The 22,263-nt window shown below is 65.9% G+C and carries 24 protein-coding genes and 2 pseudogenes; 17 read left to right on the top strand and 9 right to left on the bottom strand.

From position 1 onward, the window contains the following. Window positions 1–264: 264 nt before the first annotated feature. From N6C22_RS09215 to N6C22_RS09225, 3 genes are all read right to left on the bottom strand, one after another. Window positions 265–846, bottom strand: coding sequence for a PH domain-containing protein (locus N6C22_RS09215; RefSeq protein WP_261650806.1), 582 nt, complete (start codon window positions 844–846; stop codon window positions 265–267). Further along, complete coding sequence (locus tag N6C22_RS09220) at window positions 843–1,433, bottom strand: PH domain-containing protein (protein ID WP_261650807.1); 591 nt, start codon at window positions 1,431–1,433, stop codon at window positions 843–845. The genes N6C22_RS09215 and N6C22_RS09220 overlap by 4 nt, the downstream gene beginning before the upstream one ends. 78 nt (window positions 1,434–1,511) lie before the next feature. Beyond that, window positions 1,512–3,836 (bottom strand): cation-translocating P-type ATPase, encoded by a 2,325-nt coding sequence (locus tag N6C22_RS09225; protein ID WP_261650808.1) that lies wholly within the window; start codon window positions 3,834–3,836, stop codon window positions 1,512–1,514. A 219-nt stretch (window positions 3,837–4,055) separates the two neighbouring features. Between N6C22_RS09225 and N6C22_RS09230 the strand changes: the two genes are divergently transcribed. Further along, window positions 4,056–5,045 carry a J domain-containing protein gene (locus N6C22_RS09230; RefSeq protein WP_261650809.1) on the top strand — a complete coding sequence of 330 codons (990 nt, stop codon included), beginning with the start codon at window positions 4,056–4,058 and terminating at the stop codon, window positions 5,043–5,045. On the opposite strand, the gene N6C22_RS09235 is transcribed toward N6C22_RS09230, so the two are convergent. From N6C22_RS09235 to N6C22_RS09250, 4 genes are all read right to left on the bottom strand, one after another. Then, a complete protein-coding gene (locus tag N6C22_RS09235; protein ID WP_261650810.1) occupies window positions 5,046–5,669 on the bottom strand; it encodes a toll/interleukin-1 receptor domain-containing protein in 624 nt (207 codons plus the stop codon). A 134-nt stretch (window positions 5,670–5,803) separates the two neighbouring features. Beyond that, window positions 5,804–6,448 (bottom strand): triose-phosphate isomerase, encoded by a 645-nt coding sequence (gene tpiA, locus N6C22_RS09240; protein ID WP_261650811.1) that lies wholly within the window; start codon window positions 6,446–6,448, stop codon window positions 5,804–5,806. A gap of 87 nt (window positions 6,449–6,535) precedes the next feature. Then, on the bottom strand, window positions 6,536–6,934 hold the full coding sequence (locus N6C22_RS09245; RefSeq protein WP_261650812.1) for a YlbF family regulator: 399 nt from the start codon (window positions 6,932–6,934) through the stop codon (window positions 6,536–6,538). Between the two features lie 78 nt (window positions 6,935–7,012). After that, on the bottom strand, window positions 7,013–7,732 hold the full coding sequence (locus tag N6C22_RS09250; protein WP_261650813.1) for a helix-turn-helix domain-containing protein: 720 nt from the start codon (window positions 7,730–7,732) through the stop codon (window positions 7,013–7,015). Between the two features lie 215 nt (window positions 7,733–7,947). On the opposite strand from N6C22_RS09250, the gene N6C22_RS09255 reads away from it, so the two are divergent. From N6C22_RS09255 to N6C22_RS09265, 3 genes are all read left to right on the top strand, one after another. Further along, the gene (locus N6C22_RS09255; RefSeq protein WP_261650814.1) at window positions 7,948–8,454 is read left to right on the top strand and encodes a response regulator; all 507 of its coding nucleotides are present in this window, start codon (window positions 7,948–7,950) and stop codon (window positions 8,452–8,454) included. Between the two features lie 132 nt (window positions 8,455–8,586). Further along, on the top strand, window positions 8,587–9,624 hold the full coding sequence (dph2, locus tag N6C22_RS09260; protein WP_261650815.1) for a diphthamide biosynthesis enzyme Dph2: 1,038 nt from the start codon (window positions 8,587–8,589) through the stop codon (window positions 9,622–9,624). 527 nt (window positions 9,625–10,151) lie between these two features. After that, a complete protein-coding gene (locus N6C22_RS09265) occupies window positions 10,152–10,436 on the top strand; it encodes a DNA-directed RNA polymerase subunit L (protein WP_261650817.1) in 285 nt (94 codons plus the stop codon). A 72-nt stretch (window positions 10,437–10,508) separates the two neighbouring features. Here N6C22_RS09265 and N6C22_RS09270 read toward each other — a convergent pair whose 3' ends face one another. Both N6C22_RS09270 and hisF read right to left on the bottom strand, forming a co-directional pair. After that, window positions 10,509–11,288 (bottom strand): hypothetical protein, encoded by a 780-nt coding sequence (locus tag N6C22_RS09270; protein WP_261650818.1) that lies wholly within the window; start codon window positions 11,286–11,288, stop codon window positions 10,509–10,511. Window positions 11,289–11,398: 110 nt separating this feature from the next. Continuing rightward, the gene (gene hisF / locus N6C22_RS09275) at window positions 11,399–12,214 is read right to left on the bottom strand and encodes an imidazole glycerol phosphate synthase subunit HisF (protein WP_261650819.1); all 816 of its coding nucleotides are present in this window, start codon (window positions 12,212–12,214) and stop codon (window positions 11,399–11,401) included. Window positions 12,215–12,307: 93 nt separating this feature from the next. Here hisF and N6C22_RS09280 point away from each other — a divergent pair, with 93 nt between their 5' ends. The 13 genes and pseudogenes from N6C22_RS09280 (at window position 12,308) to nuoK (ending at window position 22,263) form a co-directional block, all read left to right on the top strand. Continuing rightward, window positions 12,308–12,496, top strand: coding sequence for a hypothetical protein (locus N6C22_RS09280; protein ID WP_261650820.1), 189 nt, complete (start codon window positions 12,308–12,310; stop codon window positions 12,494–12,496). 102 nt (window positions 12,497–12,598) lie between these two features. Continuing rightward, a complete protein-coding gene (locus tag N6C22_RS09285) occupies window positions 12,599–14,677 on the top strand; it encodes a flippase activity-associated protein Agl23 (protein ID WP_261650821.1) in 2,079 nt (692 codons plus the stop codon). A 22-nt stretch (window positions 14,678–14,699) separates the two neighbouring features. Continuing rightward, window positions 14,700–15,902 (top strand): 5-(carboxyamino)imidazole ribonucleotide synthase, encoded by a 1,203-nt coding sequence (locus N6C22_RS09290; protein WP_369684402.1) that lies wholly within the window; start codon window positions 14,700–14,702, stop codon window positions 15,900–15,902. After that, complete coding sequence (locus N6C22_RS09295) at window positions 15,899–16,540, top strand: AIR carboxylase family protein (RefSeq protein WP_261650822.1); 642 nt, start codon at window positions 15,899–15,901, stop codon at window positions 16,538–16,540. Before N6C22_RS09290 ends, N6C22_RS09295 begins: the two co-directional genes overlap by 4 nt. 158 nt (window positions 16,541–16,698) lie before the next feature. After that, window positions 16,699–17,115: an NADH-quinone oxidoreductase subunit A gene (locus N6C22_RS09300; RefSeq protein ID WP_261650823.1), complete on the top strand. Its 417-nt coding sequence runs from the start codon at window positions 16,699–16,701 to the stop codon at window positions 17,113–17,115. Continuing rightward, the gene (locus tag N6C22_RS09305; RefSeq protein WP_261650824.1) at window positions 17,112–17,813 is read left to right on the top strand and encodes an NADH-quinone oxidoreductase subunit B; all 702 of its coding nucleotides are present in this window, start codon (window positions 17,112–17,114) and stop codon (window positions 17,811–17,813) included. The genes N6C22_RS09300 and N6C22_RS09305 overlap by 4 nt, the downstream gene beginning before the upstream one ends. Continuing rightward, window positions 17,810–19,480: an NADH-quinone oxidoreductase subunit D gene (locus N6C22_RS09310; RefSeq protein WP_261650825.1), complete on the top strand. Its 1,671-nt coding sequence runs from the start codon at window positions 17,810–17,812 to the stop codon at window positions 19,478–19,480. The genes N6C22_RS09305 and N6C22_RS09310 overlap by 4 nt, the downstream gene beginning before the upstream one ends. Further along, window positions 19,480–20,547: a complex I subunit 1 family protein gene (locus N6C22_RS09315; protein WP_261650826.1), complete on the top strand. Its 1,068-nt coding sequence runs from the start codon at window positions 19,480–19,482 to the stop codon at window positions 20,545–20,547. Before N6C22_RS09310 ends, N6C22_RS09315 begins: the two co-directional genes overlap by 1 nt. Beyond that, complete coding sequence (locus N6C22_RS09320; protein WP_261650827.1) at window positions 20,544–21,005, top strand: NADH-quinone oxidoreductase subunit I; 462 nt, start codon at window positions 20,544–20,546, stop codon at window positions 21,003–21,005. The genes N6C22_RS09315 and N6C22_RS09320 overlap by 4 nt, the downstream gene beginning before the upstream one ends. 54 nt (window positions 21,006–21,059) lie before the next feature. Further along, complete coding sequence (locus N6C22_RS09325; protein ID WP_261650828.1) at window positions 21,060–21,329, top strand: NADH-quinone oxidoreductase subunit J; 270 nt, start codon at window positions 21,060–21,062, stop codon at window positions 21,327–21,329. Next, a pseudogene (locus N6C22_RS21155) lies at window positions 21,326–21,424 on the top strand (proton-conducting membrane transporter); the annotation flags it as partial. The gene N6C22_RS09325 and the pseudogene N6C22_RS21155, both read left to right, overlap by 4 nt. Window positions 21,425–21,679: 255 nt before the next feature. Next, a pseudogene (locus tag N6C22_RS21160) lies at window positions 21,680–21,958 on the top strand (NADH-quinone oxidoreductase subunit J); the annotation flags it as partial. Further along, window positions 21,958–22,263, top strand: a complete 306-nt coding sequence (gene nuoK, locus N6C22_RS09335) for an NADH-quinone oxidoreductase subunit NuoK (RefSeq protein ID WP_261650830.1) — start codon at window positions 21,958–21,960, stop codon at window positions 22,261–22,263. The pseudogene N6C22_RS21160 and the gene nuoK, both read left to right, overlap by 1 nt.

The following is a 22,263-nucleotide window of genomic DNA, read 5'->3' on the forward strand; positions in this document are numbered from 1 at the left end:
AACGTCGTAGTGAGGGCATACATTTGGTTGAAGACTGCCTCTCTACAGGTGCCCACGGCGACAGTGAGAATCGTCATGGCCGAGACAACTCGGTCAGGCATGGGGGAGACGACGATTCAATCGGCTCACACTGCCGACCCCGAGTCACTGCCAAGGGGGATTGGTGACTCGGGCACAGCACGATAGCTGCCGGCCGCCGGTTCCCGGCGGCTGGTTCAAGGGTTTCAAACACACTGTCGCACCGGGGGGAGCGCCAGTCTGTAATCACCGCTCGCCGTGGGATTTCGTGACTTCGTACCGTTCGACTGCATTCCTGAGCCGACGCACCTCGTCGCGCACGGCGCGCCACTGGTCGAGGCTGCCCGGGATGTCCGTCGTCGATTCGTACCGCTGTTTCTGTGAGAGCACGATCCGCTGGACGCTGGCGGGGTCCTCGACGTTCCAGAACGCCAGTTCCGTCCCGCCGCCACCGGCCGTGTCTATCTCGACGGTCCCGTAGCCGAACAGGTTCCCGACCGCGGACTGCTCGTACGAGGAGTTCTGGACGCTCTCGAAGTCCGCGCTCAGGACGGTCCGGGAGAGCCCGCCGGTCTTGCGGTAACACGCCTGGTTCGTCACGAGGTACTCCGTGTTGATGACCTGGAAGTACGCGGCGACGGGTGGGAGAAGGGCGATGACGAGCCCCACCACGACGATGAGGGTTTCGCCGGTGACCACTACGAGGGTCGCAGCACCGGCGAGGACGAACAGGCTCACCAGCAGCGACGGCAGGACCGACTGGATGCGTGGCTTCGCCGTCCACAGCACCTCTTCGCCCTCGTCGGCGGTGAACCACGACTCGGTCATCGGTCGGTGTTCTCCCAGTCGAAGTCGTCGGTACTGCCCGCCTGGTTCGAGTCGGGTGTCTCGCCCTCGATGCGCTCGAAGGACTCGCGGATGGCGCGGAGTTCGACCAGGATGTCGTTGAGCACCTGTTCTTTGTCCTCGTCGCCGTCTTTCTGCGTGCCACGGGCCTGCTTGATGCGCTTGTTGATGAGCTCCTGGACCTGCTTGGGGTCAGAGACGGCCATGAACTGCATCTCGACGCCGGAGCCGCCGGCGGTGGAGATGTCGACGTTCCCGAAACCGAACTGCTTGCCGAGGAAGCTCTCGCTGAAGGAGATGTTCTGGACCTTGTCGAAGTCGATCTTCTGGACGTCTCGCGAGAGGATACCGGTCTTCTTGTAGAGGCCGTCGGTCGTGACGACGTACTCGGTGTTCTCGCGCTGGAGGTACGCCCCCACGACGATGGGGATGCCGATGAGGACGAGACACAGCGGCAACCCGATGATGAGGGCGGGATAGATGCTCTTGGCGTCGGGGATGCCCGACCAGACGATCTCCTCGTCTTCGTCGAGCGTCAACCAATCGTAGGCGGACTCGGTGGAGGCCATACCGGGTGAGTGCGCCCCCGGTCAGCAAAGGTGTTGGGTCATCGACTCGACGAGCAGACGAGAGAACCGTGGCCCTGGTCAGTCCCCGTCAGGGGCCGAAACCCGGGCGAGCCGCATCGCGTTACCCGTGACGGCGGTCGTCATTCCGACGTCCCCGGCGAGCACGACGAGCCAGAGCGGGATTGCGAAGACGGGGATGAGGACCGCGAGGACGGCCTTCACCGCGAGACTGCCCCAGACGTTCTGGCGGATGACGCCGTTGGTCTTCCGGGCGAGGTCGACCAGGTAGGGCAGGCGCGAGAGGTCGTCGGTCAGCAGGGCGATGTCCGCCGTCTCGATGGCGGTGTCGCTGCCGGCCGCGCCCATCGCGATGCCCACGTCGGCGGTCGCGAGCGCGGGTGCGTCGTTGACGCCGTCGCCGACCATCGCGACCGTTCCCTGTTCCTTGAGGGCGGCGACCGCGTCGGTCTTGTCCTCGGGGAGCAGGTCGGCGCGGTACTCGTCGATACCGAGCTGGTCCGCGACGGCGCGAGCCGTGCCCTCGTTGTCGCCGGTGAGCATGACGACCGAGAGCCCCCGGTCCCGGAGCGCGGCGACCGTCTCCCTGGCCCCCTCGCGGACCGTGTCGCTGACCGCGATGACCCCTTCGAGGGCGTCTTCCGTCCCGACGAGGACGACCGTCTTCCCCTCGTTCTGGAGTCGGGGGATGGTGTCCTCGACGAGGTCGAGACAGCCTTCGCGCTCGCACTGCTGGCGCATCTCGGGGCGGGCGACCCCCCCGTCGGTGGTCAGGTGGACGTGGTCGAGGTCGAACCCGAGGTCGGTGAACAGGTCGGGTTTGCCCGCGTAGTGGGGCACGTCCCCGAGCGTGGCCTTCACGCCCTCACCGGTCAGGCTCTCGAAGCCCGACACCTCGTGGTGCTCGACCCCGTTCTGTGCTGCGTGGCTGACGATGGCGTCGCCGATGGGGTGTTCGGACCGGCTCTCCAGCCCGCGAGCGCACCGGAGCACGTCCTCCTCGCTGTTCCCGTTCAGGGGGACGACGTCGGTGACGGCGAGTTCGCCCGTAGTGAGGGTCCCGGTCTTGTCGACGGCGACGATGTCCACGTCGCCCATCGTCTCCAGTCGGTCACCGCCCTTCACGAGGACGGCGCGCTTGGCCGCGCTGGTCACCGCGGAGACGACGCTCACGGGCGTCGAGATGACGAACGCGCACGGGCAGGCGATGACGAGCAGGCCGATGCCGTTGACCGCCCAGTGGACCCAGTCCGCACCGAACAGGAGCGGTGGGACCGCGGCGACGAGAATCGCGACGCTCGTCACCAGCGGGGTGTAGTACTGGGCGAAGCGCTCGACGAACCGCTCGCGCTCGGTCTTGTTCGACTGCGCGTCGGTCACGAGGTCGACGATGCGCGCCAGCGTGGACTCGCTGGCGGGCGCGGTCGTCTCGACCTCGAGGTAGCCCTGCTCGTTGACCGTTCCTGCGAACACCTCGTCGCCGCGGGCCTTGTCGACCGGGACGGACTCGCCCGTGATGGGGGCCTGGTTCACCGCGGACTCGCCGTCACGGACGAGGCCGTCGACCGGAATCTTCTCGCCGGGCTGGACGAGGACGACCTCGCCGACGCGGACGTCCTCGGCGGGAATCTCGACCTGTTCGCCGTCGCGTCGCACCACGGCCGTCTCGGGCGCGAGGTCGAGCAACTCGTCGAGCGACCGGCGGGCACGCTGTACCGAGAACCGTTCGAGCAACTCGGCGACGTTGAAGAGGAACGCCAGCGAGGCGGCCTCGATGAGCAGGTTCTCGCCGGGCACGAAGACGGTGATGCCCGTCGCGGCGAGGATGGCCGCCGTCATCAGGAAGTCGATGTCGAGGCTCAGGTTCTTCGCGGAGTAGTAGCCGTTGCGGAGGATGACCTGCCCGCCCGCGACGACCGCCCCGAGCAACAGGGCGTCGGAGAGCGTGTAGGACTGCTCGAGGGCCGTCGCGAGGACGGGGTTCATCCCGACGACGATGACCGCGAGGGCCAGCGCGACGAAGCTGCCGGAGGCGATGGTCTTCAGCCCGCGCGGGCTGGTCCAGACCGTGTCGTCGCTCTCGTCGTCCTCGTCGCGTACCGCGTAGCCAGCGCCCTCCACCGCGGCCACGATGGCCCCGCGGCCGGTCCGGTCGGGGTCGTACCCGACGACTAGCGTCCCGGTGGTCGGACGCGTGTCGACCGCGAGCACGCCGTCGACGCCGGAGACGCTCCCGTCCACCTTGCTCGCACAGGACGGGCAATCCATGTCGGGCACGTCGAGTCGCGCCGTCGCGGGGGCGTCGGCTACCGAGGCAACGGACCCCGCTTCCTTCGACACCGAATCGGAACAGTCACACGACTCGGTCGTACAATCGTCACTCATTGCCTGACGGTAGTCGTCCGAACGTTATTAAGTCGGCTGCTACGAATCGGGGGTAGGATGGTATTTCTTAACAAAACGAACGAGATTAGTTAACAACGTCGGTGCAGCCTCCGGGCCGCTGGCGCCGCCGACCCGGCAGGGGCACGGCCCCACCGGGTCCCGAAATCCGTGTGTTGGACACTGAAAACTCATATACGATGAAACCCAACGGGACAAGCGATGGCTGTGGCCGACCGACAATCCTGTGACGGCTGCGACCGCCAGTTCTCCCTCGAGCGCCTGGCCACCGTCCGGATGCCCGGCGGCTCACGATCGGTCTGCTGTCCGGACTGTCGAGCGTTCGCCGAGTCCGTCAGCTCCAGGGCGGAGTTCGAACGAGACGAACACGAGTGTGACGGCTGTTCGCGAGCGTTCTCGCTGGCGGACCTGACCACCGTCGAGATGCCCGGCGGCTCACGCTCCGTCTGCTGTCCCGAGTGTCGAGCGTTCGCCGAGTCCGTCAGCACCAAGGCTGAACTCGGCGAGCGTCGCCGGGCCTGTGACGGGTGTTCACGGGAGTTCGCGCTCGACAACCTCGCCGTCGTCGACATGCCGGGTGGGAAGCAATCCATCTGCTGTCCGGAGTGTCGAACGTTCGCCGAGTCCGTCAGTAGCAAGGCAGAACTCGGGGACCGCCGCCGCGAATGTGACGGCTGTACCAGGGAGTTCCCCGTCTCGGACCTCGACGAGATACTGCTCCCGGACGGAACGAGCGTGCTCTGCTGTGCGACGTGCAGCGAACACGCGCCCCAGGAGGAGGAGACCGACGACGTCGACGAGGACCGTCGACAGGACGCCGAACGCGAGACGGCGACCGAACTCGCGAACAAGGAACCCTCGAAGGCGATACAGACCCGCAACCTCTGTTCGCAGTGCAAGGAGTGGTGCTCGGTCGAACTCTACCGTGTCGAGATCAACGACAGGCGGACCGAGAACTTCTGCCCGGACTGTCTGGAACTCGCCCGGAGCCGCGGCATCGTCACGAACGTCCGCATGCGACAGGCCGAAGCCTACGAGACGCTCGGCATCGACGGGGCGTCGGACGCGGAGGAACTGCGTGATGCGTACATCGAGCGCGTGAAGGAGGTCCATCCCGACCGGGCGGGCGGGAGCAGAGCCGCGTTCAAGGCCGTACAGCGGGCGTACGAACGACTCGACGCGGAGTTCTAGTCACTGGGTCGCCGGGCCGGCCGGGTCCTGCCGTTCGACGTAGCCCAGCGTGACCGGGTTGAACAGGTACCGCGAGTTGCACTCGTCACAGGTCGCAAGCAGCGGCTGGTTGTGCTTGTACTGCTGCCAGAGGCCTTTCTGCGTCGCGTCGATGTCCAGAATCACTGGATGGTTACAGCCCTCGAAGTTACACGGGAACCGGACGTACCAGTTCGGCGTCGAGAGCGTGCCGAGTGGCGCGAGTTCGGCACGCAGGCGACAGAGCAGGTTGAACACGGTCACCGGTATCTCGTCACGGTCGAGCTGGACGCCCTCGACGTTCGCGATGTAGCCCGGTCGGTCGACGCCCTCGTCGTACATCGGCAGCACCGGGACGCCCTTGGCGACGGCGAACCCGACCTCCTGGTTCACCCACGGCTCGGTCACGTGGTCGCGAGTGAACAGCGCGATGACGAGGTCGGAGTTCGCGAGCCGCCCCTTGAGGTCTGTGCGGGTTCGGCCCGACTCGATCTCCTCCATGGCGAGATAGAAATCCATAGGGAGGTTCCGCACCGTCCCGAAGAGCTCCTGGGCCAGTTCGAGGTCCTCGGCCGCGTGCGACACGAAGACCTGCGCGTCGGTCATAGGTGCAACTCACCCGAGACGTACAAAACCCTTACTCCGGGTGCACGGTCTCGTGACAGCTAGCGCATACGCTGTCGGGGGAATACGAAAGCGAGGACCACCGTGGTCTGCTCGGTCGGTCTGGATGGCCCGCTTCAGAGCGGGGAGACGAGGTCTTCGAGCGCGGCACGCGGGTCCTCGGCCTTCGCGACACCGGAGGCGAGGAGGACGCCGGTCGACCCGAGTTCGCCGGCGGCTTCGAGGTCGTCACCGGTCGAGATGCCGGCACCACAGAGGACGTCGACGCTCTCGTCGACCGACTCGGCGGCCTCGACCGCGCCGGTGACGATGTCCGGGTCGGCCTGGCTCACGGGCGTCCCGGTCCCGATGAGTTCCGGGGGCTCGACCGCGACCGAGTCCGGCCCCAGCGCGGCGGCCGCACCGATCTGGCGCGGGTTGTTCGCACAGACGATGGTCTCCAGGTCCGCGCGCTCGGCTGCTCGCAAGGAGCCGTCGATGTCGGCGAGCTTCAGCCGGTTCTCGGAGTGGTTCAGGAGCGTGCCGACCGCGCCAGCGTCAGCCGCGGCCTCGGCCAGCGTGCTGCCGGTGTGGCTGCCGTGCTCGACCGGGCTGACGTGCTGGGCCCACGTCTCGACGCCGGTCGCTGCCACGCGCTGCAGGTGCGCGGCCTGTGGTGCCACCGCGATACGGACGCCAGAGTCGTCGCTCACGTTCGCTGCCGCTGTCGCGACCTCGACCGGGTCACACGGGTATGCCTTCAGATTGACGAGTACGAACATGTCGTAACGGCCACGAGCGTCGGTAAAATAGCTACCTGTTCCGCCAGCGCTTGCCTGTTGCGCGCGACGGGGTCGGTGGCGGGACCGTCAGTCGTTACAGCAGCCACTCGCCTCGTCGGCGAAGTCGAGGCCGATGGTCTCCGAAAGCGTGTCGTTGACCGCTTCGAGGCGGGCATCGAGGCGGTTCTGGGCGTCGATGTACTCCGCCATCACGGGGATGTCGTGCAGCTCCTGCTGGGTCTCCTGGAGGTTCTGGAGGTCCTCCTGGGAGGCCTGTCCGGTCTGGCGAGCCAGCATGAACTCCTGGCGGACCTGCTCGAACTCGTCGATCTTCTCCTGGGCCTCCTCGGACTCCTCGACGGCCTGCTGGGCCTCGTGGAAGCGCTCGAACTCCGGCAGGTCGCGGATGGCCTCGCCGAGTTCCTGGGCGCGCTGGTCCACGACGGTCGTCTCTTCGGCCGCGTCGCCGCTCGTTTCGATGCTCATGGACGCGGCTACGGAGTGGACAGGTTTCAACGCTTTGGAAGCAGATTCGCGGCAATTCGCGCGACCCAGCTGGCCGGCTCACCGGATGTCGTTGAGCAGCTTGGCCTCGGCCTTCCGGAGGTGTTCGGTGAACGTCGTCTTCGAGATATCGAGCTCGTCGGCGAGTTCCTGCAGGGACACCTCGCGTGGCCACTGGTAGTAGTTCTCCCGTCGGGCGAGTTCGAACACCTCGCGCTGGCGCTGGGAGAGCAACTGGAGGTACTGGGTGGACCCACCGGAGAGCGACTGGACCGAGGAGATGTGCTGGACATCGATGGTTGCATCCTTCTCCTCGCGGACCGTCTCCAGTCGGTTCTCGAGTTCACCTCGCGGACACTGCGCGACGACCGGCCAGTACTCGTACCCGTCGTAGATGCGGACGGGTCCCTCGTGGATGAACCCGTTCGAGGTGAGCGCGGGCTCGATGCTATCCGCCTCGGAGTACTCGACGAAGATGTCCTGGGTCGCGTTGCCGGGGTCGAACCCATCGGCGTTCATCTTGAGACCGCCCGAGAGTTCGAGGACGGACTGCGTGAGCGGTGAGTCGCGCGTCGCGTCGACCAGCTCGGCCACCTCGTCCCTGGTGTCGCCGAACGCCGTGAACAGCCCCTTGATGTTGCCGTCCGAGAGGGGGAACGCCCCGTGGTTCATCAGCCCGGCGTCGTGCTGGTCGGTGACCTGGAGCGACCAGCAGTCCGGGTGTGCGACCTTGAGTGTGAGGCGGAGGACCTCGTCTTCCTCATCGTCCTGCTGGGTCATCACTGGGGGAAGTACGCCCGGTAGAATAAATCCATCTCACCTCCCGCGCAGCACCCGGGCTGGCGATGTGACGCGGTGGGTGTGCGCATCGTCCGGGTTCGGGTGCGAATCAGATAACCGGCGATTTCTGCAGCGTTAGACTTTTTTGAACGGTCTGAACGATTCATGAACGAGCTCACCACTTGATATACCTATGTTCCATTGTGTAATCTAAGATGGTCGAGCGCCCCCCGACGGTACTCGTCGTCGCCGACGACGAACTGACACGACAGCGTTGTTCGACGTGGCTGGAGAGTGGCACCTACGACATCATCGCGACAGGCATCCTCGACGAAGCGGTCGCGACCGCCAAACAGGCCGCGGTCGTCCTCGTCGCAGGCGGCGTCGGGCGAGCGAGCCACGACGATCTGGTGCGCACCATCAGCCGACACACCAGGGAGTGCGCCATCGTGTCTCTCGCGTCGTCTGCCAGCCACGACCTGCCGTGTGACGAGCGACTCTCCTCGCCCGTGCAACGACAGGAACTCCGCGAGAGCGTCGACCGGCTGGTCACGCGAGCGACCTACGTCGACCGACTCGACGCACTGCTCGCGGCAGCGCGCCGGGCGACCAGCAGCAATCGCGGCCGGCTGTCACGGCTCAGTTCCGAGACCAGGGACCTGCAAGACGCGTTCGAACCGGCTGACTACGAAGCCATGTTCCGGACCATCGACCCGTCGTAACTGACGAACGACAGGCTACGACGGGAGCGATTCGCTCGACGACCGTTCTCCCCGCCACCAGCCCACATAGGGCACAGGCGACCGGATTCGGAACCGCGGAAGTTAACCGTCCGCCCCAGTTAATCGAGGCTAATGAGCAACGAGTCGCTTTCTGACGGGGACCTCCGGAACACAGGGATGTCCCTCAAGCACGACCGCGAGTGGGACTACGAACTCGACCGCATCATCGAGGCGGTCGAGGAGCGCGACGCGACCAAGGTCGGCCTGCAGTTCCCCGAGGGACTGAAACGCCGCGGCCCGAAGGTCGCCGACGACCTCCGCGAACTCCTGCCCGACGAGGTCACCGTCCTCATCTCCGGCCAGCCGTGTTACGGTGCCTGCGACCTCGACACCTTCCTCATGCGCCGGACCGACGTGTTCGTCCACTTCGGCCACTCCCCGATGAAGGAGTCGGACAAGATCATCTACGTCCCGCTGTTCTCCAACGTCGAGGTCGGCCCTATCATGGAGCAGGCCGTCGAGGAGGAGCTCGAAACGGGCGACGTGGGTCTCGTCACGACCGCCCAGCACATGAACCGCTTCGAGGAGATGAAGGAGTGGCTCACGGAGCAGGGCTTCGACGTCCACACTCGCAAGGGCGACGACCGCCTCACCCACGAGGGGCAGGTCCTCGGCTGCAACTACGCCTCCGCGGACATCGACGCCGACCAGATACTCTACGTCGGCGGCGGCAAGTTCCACCCGCTCGGCCTCGCGATGGAACACCCCGACAAGAAGGTCGTCATCGCCGACCCCGTCAACAACGTCGTCACCGTGGCCGACACGGAGAAGTTCATGAAGCAGCGCTACGGCGCGGTCCACCGCGCCATGGACGCCGAGAAGTTCGGCGTCATCTTCTGCACGAAGATCGGGCAGGGGCGCTGGGAGATCGCCGAGGAGATCGTCGACAACAACGACAACGCCTACCTCATCACCATGGACGAGGTCACGCCGGACCGCCTGCGTAACTTCGACATGGACGCGTTCGTCAACACAGGCTGTCCGCGCATCACGACCGACGACGGCCCGCAGTTCCACAAGCCGATGCTCACCCCCCAGGAGTACAAGATAGCCATCGGCGAGGAACCGCTGGAGAACCTGGCGTTCGACACGTTCCACGGGACGTGGTGACCGCGTCCTCGTTCTAGTTTCTCGGATTTACGGTCTTCTGCTTCTCAGACTCGACGAACCGACTGGCGCGCGCTGGGAGCGTGCCGAACGTCAGTGAGGCCGCGAGCTGTAGTTGCGCGAGGGATGAGGACCGCAACGGAGTCGTTCGAAACGGCAGAGCCGTTTCGTGATGACGAGAGAACTCCGTTCTCTCGAACCACGAAGCGGAGTGAGGACCGCAATCGGCTGGGGAGGGTGTGGTTGCGGTGCTGTGCGGTGGTTGGGAGTGAAAGGGGCGACCGTCTCGGCGAACCCCGGCGACGTAAGCACCGCAGGCCTCTGGCCGAGGAGCGCAACGAGCCGCGGGAGTCGAGACGGTCGGGGCTTTCTGGGTGTTGACGTCTCCAAACGTTCCCGAAAACGAAGCGATTCACTGGTTGCTCACAGTCCAGTCCCCGATTCAATCGAGAATGAAGACGACTCATGAAACAGATTCGACGACGACCAGTTCCGAAACCTGTAAACGCCGCCACCGACCACGAAGACACATGGAACTCACCGTCACGGAGAACCTCGAGCAGGAACTCCACGTCGAGATCGCTGGCGAGGACCACACGTTCATGAACGTCCTCAAGGGTGCGCTCCTGGAGACGGAGGGCGTCAGTGCCGCGACGTACGACATGAACCCCGAGCAGTCCGGTGGGCAGACAGAGCCCATCCTCACCGTCAAGACGTACGAGGGGACCGCCCCGCTCGACGCGCTGGAGACGGCCGCAAAGCGCGTGCAGGAGAAGACCGAGGCGTTCCGCACCGCGTTCGAGAACGCGGCCTGATTCTTCGGAGCAGTCTACTCGTCTCGCTCGCTCCGACAGGCAGCGACGCGTCCCGCCAGTTCGCCGGAGTCCTCAGCAGAAGAGGTGCGCGACGTAGATGCGGCCGTCTGGCGCGACGTGCACGTCGACGGCGTAGGTCGTGTTCGCGTCGATGACGGTCTGTCTGGACTGGCCGTCCGAGAGGAGTGAATCCGCGACGCTGTCGGCGAGCGCGTCAGCGCTATCGTAGTCGGTGATGCGTGAACCAGTGGTTTCCTCGATAGACCCGAAGAAGTAGCCACTGGGCTGGCAGCTGGGCGAGAAGTCACCGAGTTGCCCGCGCACCTGGCCGCCGTCGTAGTCCTCTGCGACACGCGCCTGGTTGGCGAACGTCGCCATCGCGGTGACGGTCTCGTCCTGTTCGAGGGTCCCCTCTCCCTGTTCGGCCCGGAAGTCGTTCACCTGCATCTGTACGTCGGCCTCCACCGCGGCGAGGTCGATGCCGTTCGCGGTCGTCGCGTTCCCGGGGGCGTTCGACACGGTCGGTTGCTGGTCGCCCAGCGGAAACGGGATGACACCGGTCACGAACAGCGCGGCGACCAGGAGCATGACGGCGATGACGGGGGCGAACGGTTTCGCGACGGTCAGCCAGCCGACGCCGGCGGCCTCGGTCTCCACGTCCTGGTAGTCGGGTTTCCGCTTCTCCAGACCCATGTTGCCACACCGGACACACGGCGGGTTGTTCCGGGTCGACTGCTTGCCGCACTCGGTGCAGACCCAGACGAAGCCGGTGTACTCGCCGTGTTCGTGGCCGCACTCGTCGCAGGGTGGCGTCGTCGACACCGACCCGCAGTTGTCACACTCCCAGCCCATTCTCTAACCTACAGTACGGTGTCACGTGGAAATACCTGCCGCTCGGCAGGATGGAAAACGGGAGAGAACGCGTTCAGGGTTGCTGATTCGGCGTGGCTTCCGTCGCCTGCTCAGAGCCGGACCGGCACGTCGTGTTCGTCGAGGTACTCCTTCACTTCGCGGATGGTGTACTCGTCGAAGTGGAAGATGGAGGCGGCGAGGGCCGCATCCGCACCGGCGTCCTCGAACACTTCGCGGGCGTGCTCGGGGCCACCACAGCCGGAGGAGGCGATGACGGGCGTATCGACCGCATCACACACCGCCTTCGTGACCGGGATGTCGTAGCCGTCTTTGGTTCCGTCGGTGTCGATGGAGTTCACGAACAGCTCGCCAGCACCGCGTTCTTCGGCCGCTTGCGCCCACTCGACCACGTCGCGGCCGGTGCCCTCGCGGCCGCCCTTGACCGTGCACTCGAACCAGCAGGACTCGCCGTCGACCTCGGCGTAGTACTCGCCCTGCTCGTCGAAGCGACGGCGGGAGTCGACCGAGATGACGATGCACTGGTTCCCGAAGGCGCGAGCGCCCTCGTTGATGAGGTCCGGGTTCTTCAGTGCACCAGAGTTGATAGAGACCTTGTCCGCACCGGCACGAAGCGTCTCCTTGATGTCCTCCTTGGTCCGGATGCCACCCCCGACGGTGAGCGGGATGAACACCTCGTCGGCGACCGCGCTGACCGTGTCGAGCATCGTCTCGCGACCCTCCGCCGAGGCCGTGATGTCGAGGAAGACGAACTCGTCGGCACCGGATTCGTTGTACCGGCGAGCCATCTCGACCGGGTCACCGGTGTACTTCAGGTCCTCGAAGTTCACGCCGGTGTATACGGCGGCGTTGCCGTCCTCGTCCAGGTCCACGTCGATACAGGGGATGATACGCTTCGTGAGGGGCATCTACTACGTGGTGGTTCGGGCGTGTGGTGTTTGACCGTTTCGACCGTGGTCAGTTTCGATACTTTCAGGTAGCCACTGTCGCTACTCGCGAGTATGAGCGACGAGACCGAGGACGTCGAACACGCGGACCACGACCACGACGACCACCACGATCACGGCGACGAGGACGGGCGCGTGACCTCGCCGATGCAAGAGTTCGGCGCGAGCGCGGCGGGAATCGGCTTCGTCACGATGCTCGTCGGTATCCTCCTCACGATGGCCGTCCCGCTGCTGCTGGTCTGAAACCGTCTCTCCCGTTTTCAGCATCTCCATCTCCCCCGCCGAGCGTCCACCGTCTCCGGTGAACCCAAAAGGTTTCAACCTCGGGAGACGCTTCGGTGGCCAATGGATGCGGATTCGGTCCGGGGGGACGACCAGCCGGGAGCAATCGCCGAGTCAGGGCCGGCACTGGTCGAGAAGCCCGAGCAGGTGAGACCCACGGACCGGCGAGTGCTCGCTGGCGTGCTGGGCATGACGATGCTCGCCCTGGTCGCCAGGGTGCTCTGGCTCGGCGAGCGGTCGGCGCACTGGAGCGAGGCCCGGCTCGGGTATGCGGTGATGACCACCGTCGAGACGGGTGTCTGGACGTATCGGCCGGTGATGCACGGGCCGCTCCTCGCGCACGCGAACGAACTACTATTCTCGACCTTCGGGCCCTCGGACGCGATGGCCCGACTCACGGTCGCCGTGGTCGGCGGCCTCCTGCCCCTCGCGACGTGGCTGTTCCGCGAGCGCCTCCGCAACGTCGAGGTACTCGCGCTTGCGGGCTTCCTCGCGATGAATCCCGTGTTGCTGTACTACTCCCGGTTCGCCCGGAGCGACCTGCTCGTCGCCGCCCTCGCCCTGGTCACGCTGGGCTTCCTCGTGCGACTCGCCGACACAGGCTCCCCTCGGTACCTCTACGCCACGGCCCTTTCGGGCGCGCTCGCGGTCGCGGCGAAGGAGAACGCACTGCTATACTTCGCGATGTGGATCGGGGCCGGCGCACTCGTCCTGGACCATCGGGTCCTCGTGCGCCCGCTCGACTACGACCCGGTCGACGACGGCATCGAACTCGTCCCCGAGTGGCTGCTCGGCCGCATCGATGGGGCGGTCGTGCTGGTCGCACTCCTGAACCCGGTCGTGGTCACGCTCTTCGTGGAGTCCCGGTTCGTGACCATCGTGTCGGTGCTCGTCGCGCTCCGGGCGACCCGCTGGGTACTCCCCGAGGGCGGTGACGGGCATCGGCTCTCCACGCTCACCGGTGCGCTGGCGGTGGTCTGGCTGCTCACGGGTATCGGCCCGGTCGCACTGGTCTACACCGTGGCCTGGGCCGTGTTCGGAAGCTTCGTCCTCGGTGAGGTACTCCGTGGCTCGTCGGCAGGGCAGACGCTCACCCTGTGGCGTGCACCGCTGCTGCTCGCGGGGACGATGGTCGCGGTCGTGACTATCGGGTTCTACGCGCCCCGCGGGGAGGCTGGCCTGGGGGCCGCCCTGACGAACCCGGTGCTCCTGCCCGGTGTCGTCGAGGCTGCCCTCTTCGAGAGCTGGGACGACATGACGGCCCTCTACTTCGGGAACGTCCAGACCCTGAGCTTCCTCGACTCGTTCGCCTTCTTCGCGACCGCCCTCTGGGGTGGCGCGTTCGTCCTCCTCCTCTTCGCAGTCGTGGGATTCCTCGCCGACCGATACGGGGCGGGCGAACAGCGCGAGCTCGTCGCGTTCGCAAGCTACTGGGGCTTCGCCAGCGTCCTGGCGTACCCGGTGCTGGTCGCGGTGCAGGGCCAGTGGGCGCTCGTGCACATGGTCGTCCCGCTGGCCATCCCCGCGGCGGTGGGACTCGGGCTGGTCGGGCGCTGGGGCTGGGCTGCAGTCGGGGACCGCCGGACGGTCTCTGCGAGCCTCGCCGTCGCCGTCCTCCTGTTCGCGACCGGCCTCACCGGCGCGACGGCGGTGTCGACGGTGTACGGCAGCCCTGCTGGCGAGGAGAACCCCCTCGTGCAGGCCGGCCAGCCGGGGACCGACCTCGGGCCGGTCGCGACGGCCATCGAGACCGCGGCGAGCCAGAACACGGACGGCCCGGACGTGGTGTACTACGGCGCGTTCTTCGCCATGGACAACGAGAGCGCCGCGGACCGGTTGCCGGTCACCGACGGCGAGGGCTGGCGCAACGGTACCTGGACGGTGTACGCCGAGAACGAGAACTGGTACCACCGGCTCCCGTTGGCGTGGTACGTGGCCCAGGCAGACGCCGAGGCGGCCAGTGCACGCACCATCTCGGGGCTCCAGGTACACCTCGGCAGCCAGCCACCGGTCGTAATCACCCGGGCGACCCACGCCGACCACGTCGGCGAACTGCTCGGTGACGGCTACCAGCGCCACGCGGTGAACCTGACGGTGACCGGGACGGAGACCGTCGTGTTCGTGAACAACTCCGCCCGGTAGTTGGGGGAGACAGTGCACGTCGATGCATAGAGCAAGCGTTAAGCATCGGGCTGTGGAACCGCCGACCATAATGCCCGCGACCCTACCAGGGCCGACACTCGGCGTCGTCGGCGGCGGCCAGCTTGGGCGGATGCTGGCCGAAGCTGCCGCGCCCCTGGGCGTCGACGTGGTGGTCCTCGACCCCACGCCAGACTGCCCGGCCGCGCCGGTCGCCCGCGACCAGCTCGTCGCCGACTTCGACGACCAGTCGGCCATCCGTGACCTGGCCGAACGCGTCGACTACCTCACGTTCGAGATCGAACTCGCCGACCAGGACGCGCTGAACGAGGTCAGCGCCGAGACGGGCGTCCCGTGCCATCCGAAGCCGGCGACGCTCGAACTCATCCACGACAAGCTCCACCAGAAGCAGACGCTCGCCGACGCCGGGATTCCAGTTCCCGAGTTCCGGGCGGTGGAGACCGCCGACGAGCTTCGCGACGCCATCGACGAACTCGGTGCGCCGGCGATGCTCAAGGCCCGAACCGGCGGCTACGACGGCCGTGGGAACGTCCCTGTCGAGCACCGGGACGAGGCAGCGGAGGCCATCGAGGCCGTCGCCGGCCCCGCCATGCTCGAAGCGTTCGTGGACTACGAGCGCGAGGTGAGCGTCATCGCCGTCAAGGGCGACGGCGAGGTGGCGACGTTCCCCGTCGGGGAGAACGTCCACGAGGCGGAGATACTGCGCGAGACGGTCGTCCCCGCCGGCTCCGACGAGGCCGTGCTCGAGGAGGCCGAGGCCGTGGCCCGCGACGTGCTCGAGCTGATGGAGGGCCGTGGCGTCTACGGTATCGAGCTGTTCGAGACCCGCGACGGCGAGATTCTGGTCAACGAGATCGCGCCCCGTCCGCACAACTCCGGGCACTGGACCATCGAGGGTGCGGTCACCTCCCAGTTCGAACAGCACGCCCGCGCGGTGCTCGGCTGGCCCCTCGGCGCGACCAACCTGCGCGCGAACACGGTCTCGAAGAACATCCTCGGGACCGGCGACGAGTCCCGCGAGGCCGAACTCTCGGGCATCGATTCGGTCCTCGACGCACCCGGGGCGTCGCTGCACTGGTACGGCAAGCGCGACGTGCGCCCGCTCCGGAAGATGGGTCACGTCACGAGCGTCGCGACCGACGGCGAATCGACCGACGAACTCCTGACGGGCACTCGCATGCTCGTCGACGACCTCTCGTTCAGATGACCGACGACGTAGACTCCCTCATCGACGACCTGCACGCCGAAGCACAGCGCGACCGACCGGCCGAGGACACCCCCGACATCGGCATCGTCATGGGGTCGGACTCGGACCTCGACGTGATGATGGGCTCGGAGACGGGCCGCGGCGGGGCGTACGACGCTCTCGTCGACGAACTCGGCTTCGCCGAGGTCACGGACTACGACGACCCGCCGGAAGAGCGGTTCACGTTCGAGACGTACGTCACCTCCGCCCACCGCACCCCCGAACTGATGTACGCCTACGCAGAGACCGCTGAGGCCCGCGGCCTCGACGTCATCATCGCCGGGGCGGGCGGTAAGTCCGCCGACCTGCCGAACATGACCGCGTCCATCGCGTACCCGCTCCCCGTCATCGGCGTCCCCGTCCAGGAGAAGTCTGTCGACTCCGTCATCGGGATGCCACAGGGCGCGCCCCTGACCGCCGTGGATGCCGGCAAGTCGTTCAACGCCGCGCTCTCGGCCGCGATGATACTCTCTCGCGAGCACGACGAACTGCGTGAGCGCCTCGTCGACTACCACGAAGGGCTCAAGGGCGACGTGGCACGGACCTCCCGCGATCTCCACGAGCTCGGGACGCCCGGCTTCAAAGAACGCCGCGAGTGACGCCGGTCCCACACTGACGAGGCAGAAAATCTAGAATATCGTGCCAGTTCGGGACTCCGTTTTTCTAAGGGTTCTACACCGTAGAAAACCCGAAAATCGCAAGAATCAACCCTTATATGGGTGCGCTTCAAAGCCCCGGATGTTACGGAGTAAACGGCATGAATCCATGGATAGCCATCGGGGCGCTGGCTCTGGTCGGGCTGCTGATTCCGCTCGGTATGATGTCGGTTTCAGCACTCCTCAGACCCACAGTCCCAGAAGACAGTAAACGCGCCACCTACGAAAGTGGTGAGGTTCCGACCGGCGGGACGCGCATGCGGTTCAACATCCAGTACTACATGGTCGCGCTCCTGTTCGTCGTCTTCGACATCGAGACCGTCCTCATCTTCCCGTGGACGGTTATCTACCGCTCTGCTCTCGAAGGCGGCGTCGGGCTCGTGACGGTGCTGGTTCCGATGCTCGTGTTCATCGGCGTCCTCGTCGTCGGCCTCGCATGGGCATGGCGCAACGGCGCAGTCAAGTGGGCGCGTAGCCCGCGCGCCGAACAAAGAAAGGGAGCACAGGCAGAACGATGAGTAGCGACAACCCCACAGACCGCACGAGTACAGACGCGCTGACCAAGACGCGCGAAGCCCGCATGGGCGAAGGCCTCGACGACCGGTTCAACTCGCGACTCCGCGAGGCGTTCGGCTCCACGCCGTTCATCCTCACGAAGTTCGACAAGTTCATGAACTGGGTCCGTGGCTCTTCGATGTTCATGCTGCAGTTCGGTATCGCATGCTGCAGTATCGAGATGATCCACACCTACGCCATCAAGCACGACCTCGACCGCTTCGGTGCAGGTGTGCCCCGGGCGTCCCCGCGGCAGGCGGACGTCATCATCGTTCCAGGGACCATCGTCTCGAAGTTCGCCCCCCGGATGAAGCGGGTGTACGACCAGATGCCCGAGCCCAAGTTCGTCGTCGGGATGGGCTCGTGTACCATCTCTGGCGGCCCGTTCCAGGAGGGCTACAACGTCATCAAGGGCGCAGAAGAGGTCATCCCGGTCGACATCCACGTCCCGGGTTGCCCGCCGCGCCCCGAGGCGCTCATCTACGGCGTCGCGAAGCTCCAGGAACGCATCGCGAACGGCGAGTCCGCGCCGGTGACGGTGAAGCCGTACGAACTCGAACAGTTCGGCGACATGCCGCGCGACGAGGTCGTCGACAAGCTCGCAGAGCAGATCGACGAAGAGACGCTCGCCATGCGCTACAACTGGGCTGATTCGCCATGAGCCTGGAACGACCGAGTGAACGGATGGTCACCGCCGAGGGCGACGTCGACACCGACGCCATCCTCGACCTGCTCGGCGACAAGGTCCTCGACACCGAGGAACACCTGAACGCCGACCAGTCGGTCGTCGTCCGCCCGGACGAGGTCGAGGAGACGCTCCTCGCCCTGCGTGACGAGGCCGGCTTCGACCACTGTTCCTGCGTGACGGCCCAGGAGTACGAGGACCGCTACGAGTCCATCTACCACCTGAAGAAGTACGACGACCCGACCCAGGAGGTCAGCGTCGTCGTGCCCGCCTCGAAGGACAACCCCGTCAGCCAGTCCGGCAACGCGGCGTACCGCACCGCCGACTGGCACGAGCGCGAGGCGTACGACCTCGTCGGCATCGACTACGAGAACCACCCGGACCTGCGTCGCATCCTCCTGCCCCAGACGTGGCAGGGCCACCCGCTCGGGATGGACTACGACCAGGACCGGCCGCAGATAGTTACCCTCGGCCAGTGGGACAACCCGCTGCAGGAGGACCACATGCACGAGGAGTCGGACACGATGTTCCTCAACATCGGTCCGCACCACCCGGCGACCCACGGCGTCCTGCACGTGAAGACCGTCCTCGACGGCGAGCAGGTCGCCGACGTGGAGCCGGACATCGGCTACCTCCACCGCTGTGAGGAGCAGATGTGCCAGCAGGGGACGTACCGCCACCAGATCATGCCGTACCCGGACCGGTGGGACTACGTCTCCGCCGGCATCCTCAACGAGTGGGCCTACGCACGGGCCGCCGAGGACCTCGCAGACATCGAGGTGCCGGAGTACGCACAGGTCATCCGGACGATGTCCGCCGAGCTGTGCCGCATCGCGGCGCACATGCTCGCGCTCGGGACGTTCGCGCTGGACGTCTACGGCGACTTCACCGCCATCTTCCAGTACGCGTTCCGCGACCGCGAGGTCGTCCAGAACATCCTCGAAGACCTCACCGGCCAGCGGATGATGTTCAACTACTTCCGCCTGGGCGGTGTCGCGTGGGACCTCCCGGAACCGCGCGAGGAGTTCTTCGAGAAGACCCGGGACTTCCTCGAGGAGCTCCCGGGCAAGCTGGAGGAGTACCACGACATGATCACGTCGAACGAGATCTTCCAGCTCCGGTGTGTCGACACCGGCTACCTCGACCCCGAGACGGCCAAGTCCTACGGTGCGACGGGCCCGGTCGCCCGCGGGTCGGGCATCGACTACGACCTCCGTCGCGACGACCCCTACGGCTACTACGACGAGCTCGACTGGGACGTCATCACCGAGGACGGCTGCGACAACTACGCACGCGTCCTCGTTCGCATGCGCGAGGTCGAGGAGTCCGCGAAGATCATCGAACAGTGTGTCGACCTGCTCGAGGAGTGGCCCGAGGACGACCGGACCATCCAGTCCAACGTCCCGCGCACCCTCAAGCCGGACGACGACACCGAGACCTACCGCGCCGTCGAGGGCGCGAAGGGTGAACTCGGCATCTACATCCGCGCAGACGGCACGGACAAGCCGGCTCGCTTCAAGATCCGGAGCCCGTGCTTCTCGAACCTGCAGACGCTGCCCGAGATGACCCAGGGCGAGTACATCCCGGACCTCGTCGCGTCGCTCGGTAGCCTCGACATCGTTCTCGGGGAGGTGGACCGCTGATGGCAGATGCGGTCTTGTTCCCGGAGACCGTCGAGAACGCCCTGGGGCTCGCCCCCTACGGCGTGCTCGGCGACCTCATCGCGTCGTTCATCGCGGCGTTCATCGTCGGCAACGTGATGCTCGCCTACACCGGCGTCGCCGGCCCGTGGGCGAAGCGGAAGATCACCGCCGCGTTCACGGACCGTATCGCGGTGAACCGCATCGGGCCGTTCGGCCTGCTCATCATCGTGGCCGACGCGGTTCGGCTGCTGGCGAAGGAACTCATCATCCCCGAAGACGCGGACCGGCCCGCGTACGACCTCGCACCCATCATCATGGCCGGGTCGGCCATGCTCGGGTTCGCGGTCATCCCGATGGGCTCCATCTTCGGTATCAATCTCCAGCTCGCGGACCCCGATTCCGGTCTCGCCTACGTGTTCGCCGTCGCGTCTATCGCGACGCTCGGCATCGCGATGGGTGGGTACGCCTCCTCGAACAAGTACTCCCTGCTCGGTGGCCTGCGCGCAATCGCGCAGAACATCGCCTACGAGATTCCGCTCGTCATCACCGCGGCGTCGGTCGTGCTCTTCGCACAGACGCTTCGGATGGGCGGCATCGTCGAGGCACAGCAGGCGACGCTCGTGAGCATCGCGGGCATCAACATCCCGTCGTGGTTCGCCTTCGTGAACCCGTTCGCGTTCGTGCTGTTCATGGCCGCGAACCTCGCGGAGGTCGGGCGTAACCCGTTCGACATCCCCGAGGCACCGACCGAGATCGTTGCAGGGTACCAGACCGAGTACTCCTCGGTCTACTTCGTCCTCATGTACTTGGGCGAGTTCCTGCACATCTTCCTCGGTGGCGCAATCGCCGCGACGCTGTTCCTCGGTGGTCCGGCCGGGCCGATTCTGCCCGGCTTCGTCTGGTTCACCATCAAGATCTGGGCCGTGTTCCTGCTCACCCAGTGGTTCCGCTCCGCGATTCCGCGTGTGCGTATCGACCAGATGATCGAGATCGGCTGGAAGGGCATGCTCGTCCTTTCGTTCGCGAACCTGCTGCTGACGGCACTGCTCGTCGGGGTGATTGTATGATTGGACTGCTCAAATCGATGGCGACGACGATGAAACACGCACTGGACAACGAGACCTTCACGGTCGAGTACCCGGAAACCGCACCCGAGGTCTCCCCCCGGTTCCGCGGTGTCCACAAGTTCAGCCAGGAGCGTTGCATCTGGTGTCGCCAGTGCGAGAACGTGTGTCCGAACGACACGATTCACATCGTGACGGACGCACAGCGCCAAGGTGAACAGTACAACCTCCACATCGGGCAGTGCATCTACTGCCGGCTGTGCGAGGAGGTGTGTCCGGTCGACGCGATTCTGCTCACGCAGAACTTCGAGTTCACCGGCGACACGAAAGACGACCTGGTGTACAACAAGGACCAGCTCCGCGCGGTCCCGTGGTACAAGGACATCGACCCCCTCGAATCCCGTGAGCCAGACCGTGGCGCGTGGATCGGCGAGGGTGATGGCGAGGTCGATTACCAGTAATCGAGACGAACGTCTCGAAATGTTCAACAGACATCGAATGGAGAACTCACAACAATGGTAACCGCAGAACTCGTCGCCTTCGCGCTCTTCGCCATCGTCACGGTGGCAAGTAGCATGGGCGTCGTCCTCGTCGAGGACGTGTGGCACTCCGCACTCCTCCTGGGCGTCTCCCTGCTTAGCGTCGCGGTCTTCTACGTGATGGAGGGTGCAGAATTCGTCGCTGCGATGCAGATACTCGTCTACGTGGGCGGGGTCCTCATCCTCATCACGTTCGCCGTGATGCTCGTGCGAACCGAAGGCGAGACGGAGGTGGTAGAGACATGACAACACGACCGAAACTGAAACTGGGCAGCCATCTGGTTCCCGGACTGGTGGCGGTCGCGCTGTTCGTCGTGATGGTGGCCGTGTTCATCAACGCGCCCATCACCGGCGAAGAACAGGGCTTCAACGAAGCGACGGTTGCGCTCGGCCCGGCAGACGAGATCGCCACACAGCAGACGGACAGTGGCGCGTACGCACAGATCAAGGAGACCGGCGGCTCGACCTACGCGGTCGTCGTCGACGGTGACAGCGAGACGAAGAACGTCACGCTGTCGGATACGACGAACGCCTCGGCGTCGCTGTTCACGCGTGACGGGAACGTCTACGCCGCGACGAGCGACGTCGGCGAGGGCATCACGGACGACCTCGGCTATCACCTGTTCGGCCTCGGCAGCACCGCCGAGCCGACGGTGCCCGGGGAGTCGTTCCTCGTCGCCTTCGAGATCATCGACCTGGTGCTCGTCGCAGCCCTCGTCGGTGCCGTGATGCTCGCCCGCCGTGAGGTCGGCGGCGAGATCGTCTCGGCGCTCGGCCTGGGCCTCGGTGACGAGGACTCGGTCGGCAACAGCTCCGCAGCCGGCGTCGCCGCAGACGGCGGCGTCGAGGTTTCCGACGACGGAGGTGAGAACTGATGGCGGTCCCTGTCGAGTACTATCTCGTCCTGTCGGCGGCCATCTTCTGCACCGGCCTCTTCGGAATCCTCACGCGCCGGAACGCGCTGATGTTCCTGATGTCGGTCGAACTGATGCTGAACGCGGCGAACCTCAACCTCGTCGCCTTCAGCCAGTACTGGGGCAACCTCACCGGGCAGACGTTCGCCCTCTTCGGGATGGCGCTGGCCGCGGCGGAGGTCGCCATCGGTATCGGCATCATCCTCGTACTGTATCGTAACTTCGAAGACGTAGACGTGGCCGACGCCACGACGATGAGGTGGTAA

The sequence above is a fragment of the Haloarchaeobius sp. HME9146 genome (assembly GCF_025399835.1).
In the GTDB taxonomy this organism is placed as follows: Archaea; Halobacteriota; Halobacteria; order Halobacteriales; family Natrialbaceae; genus Haloarchaeobius.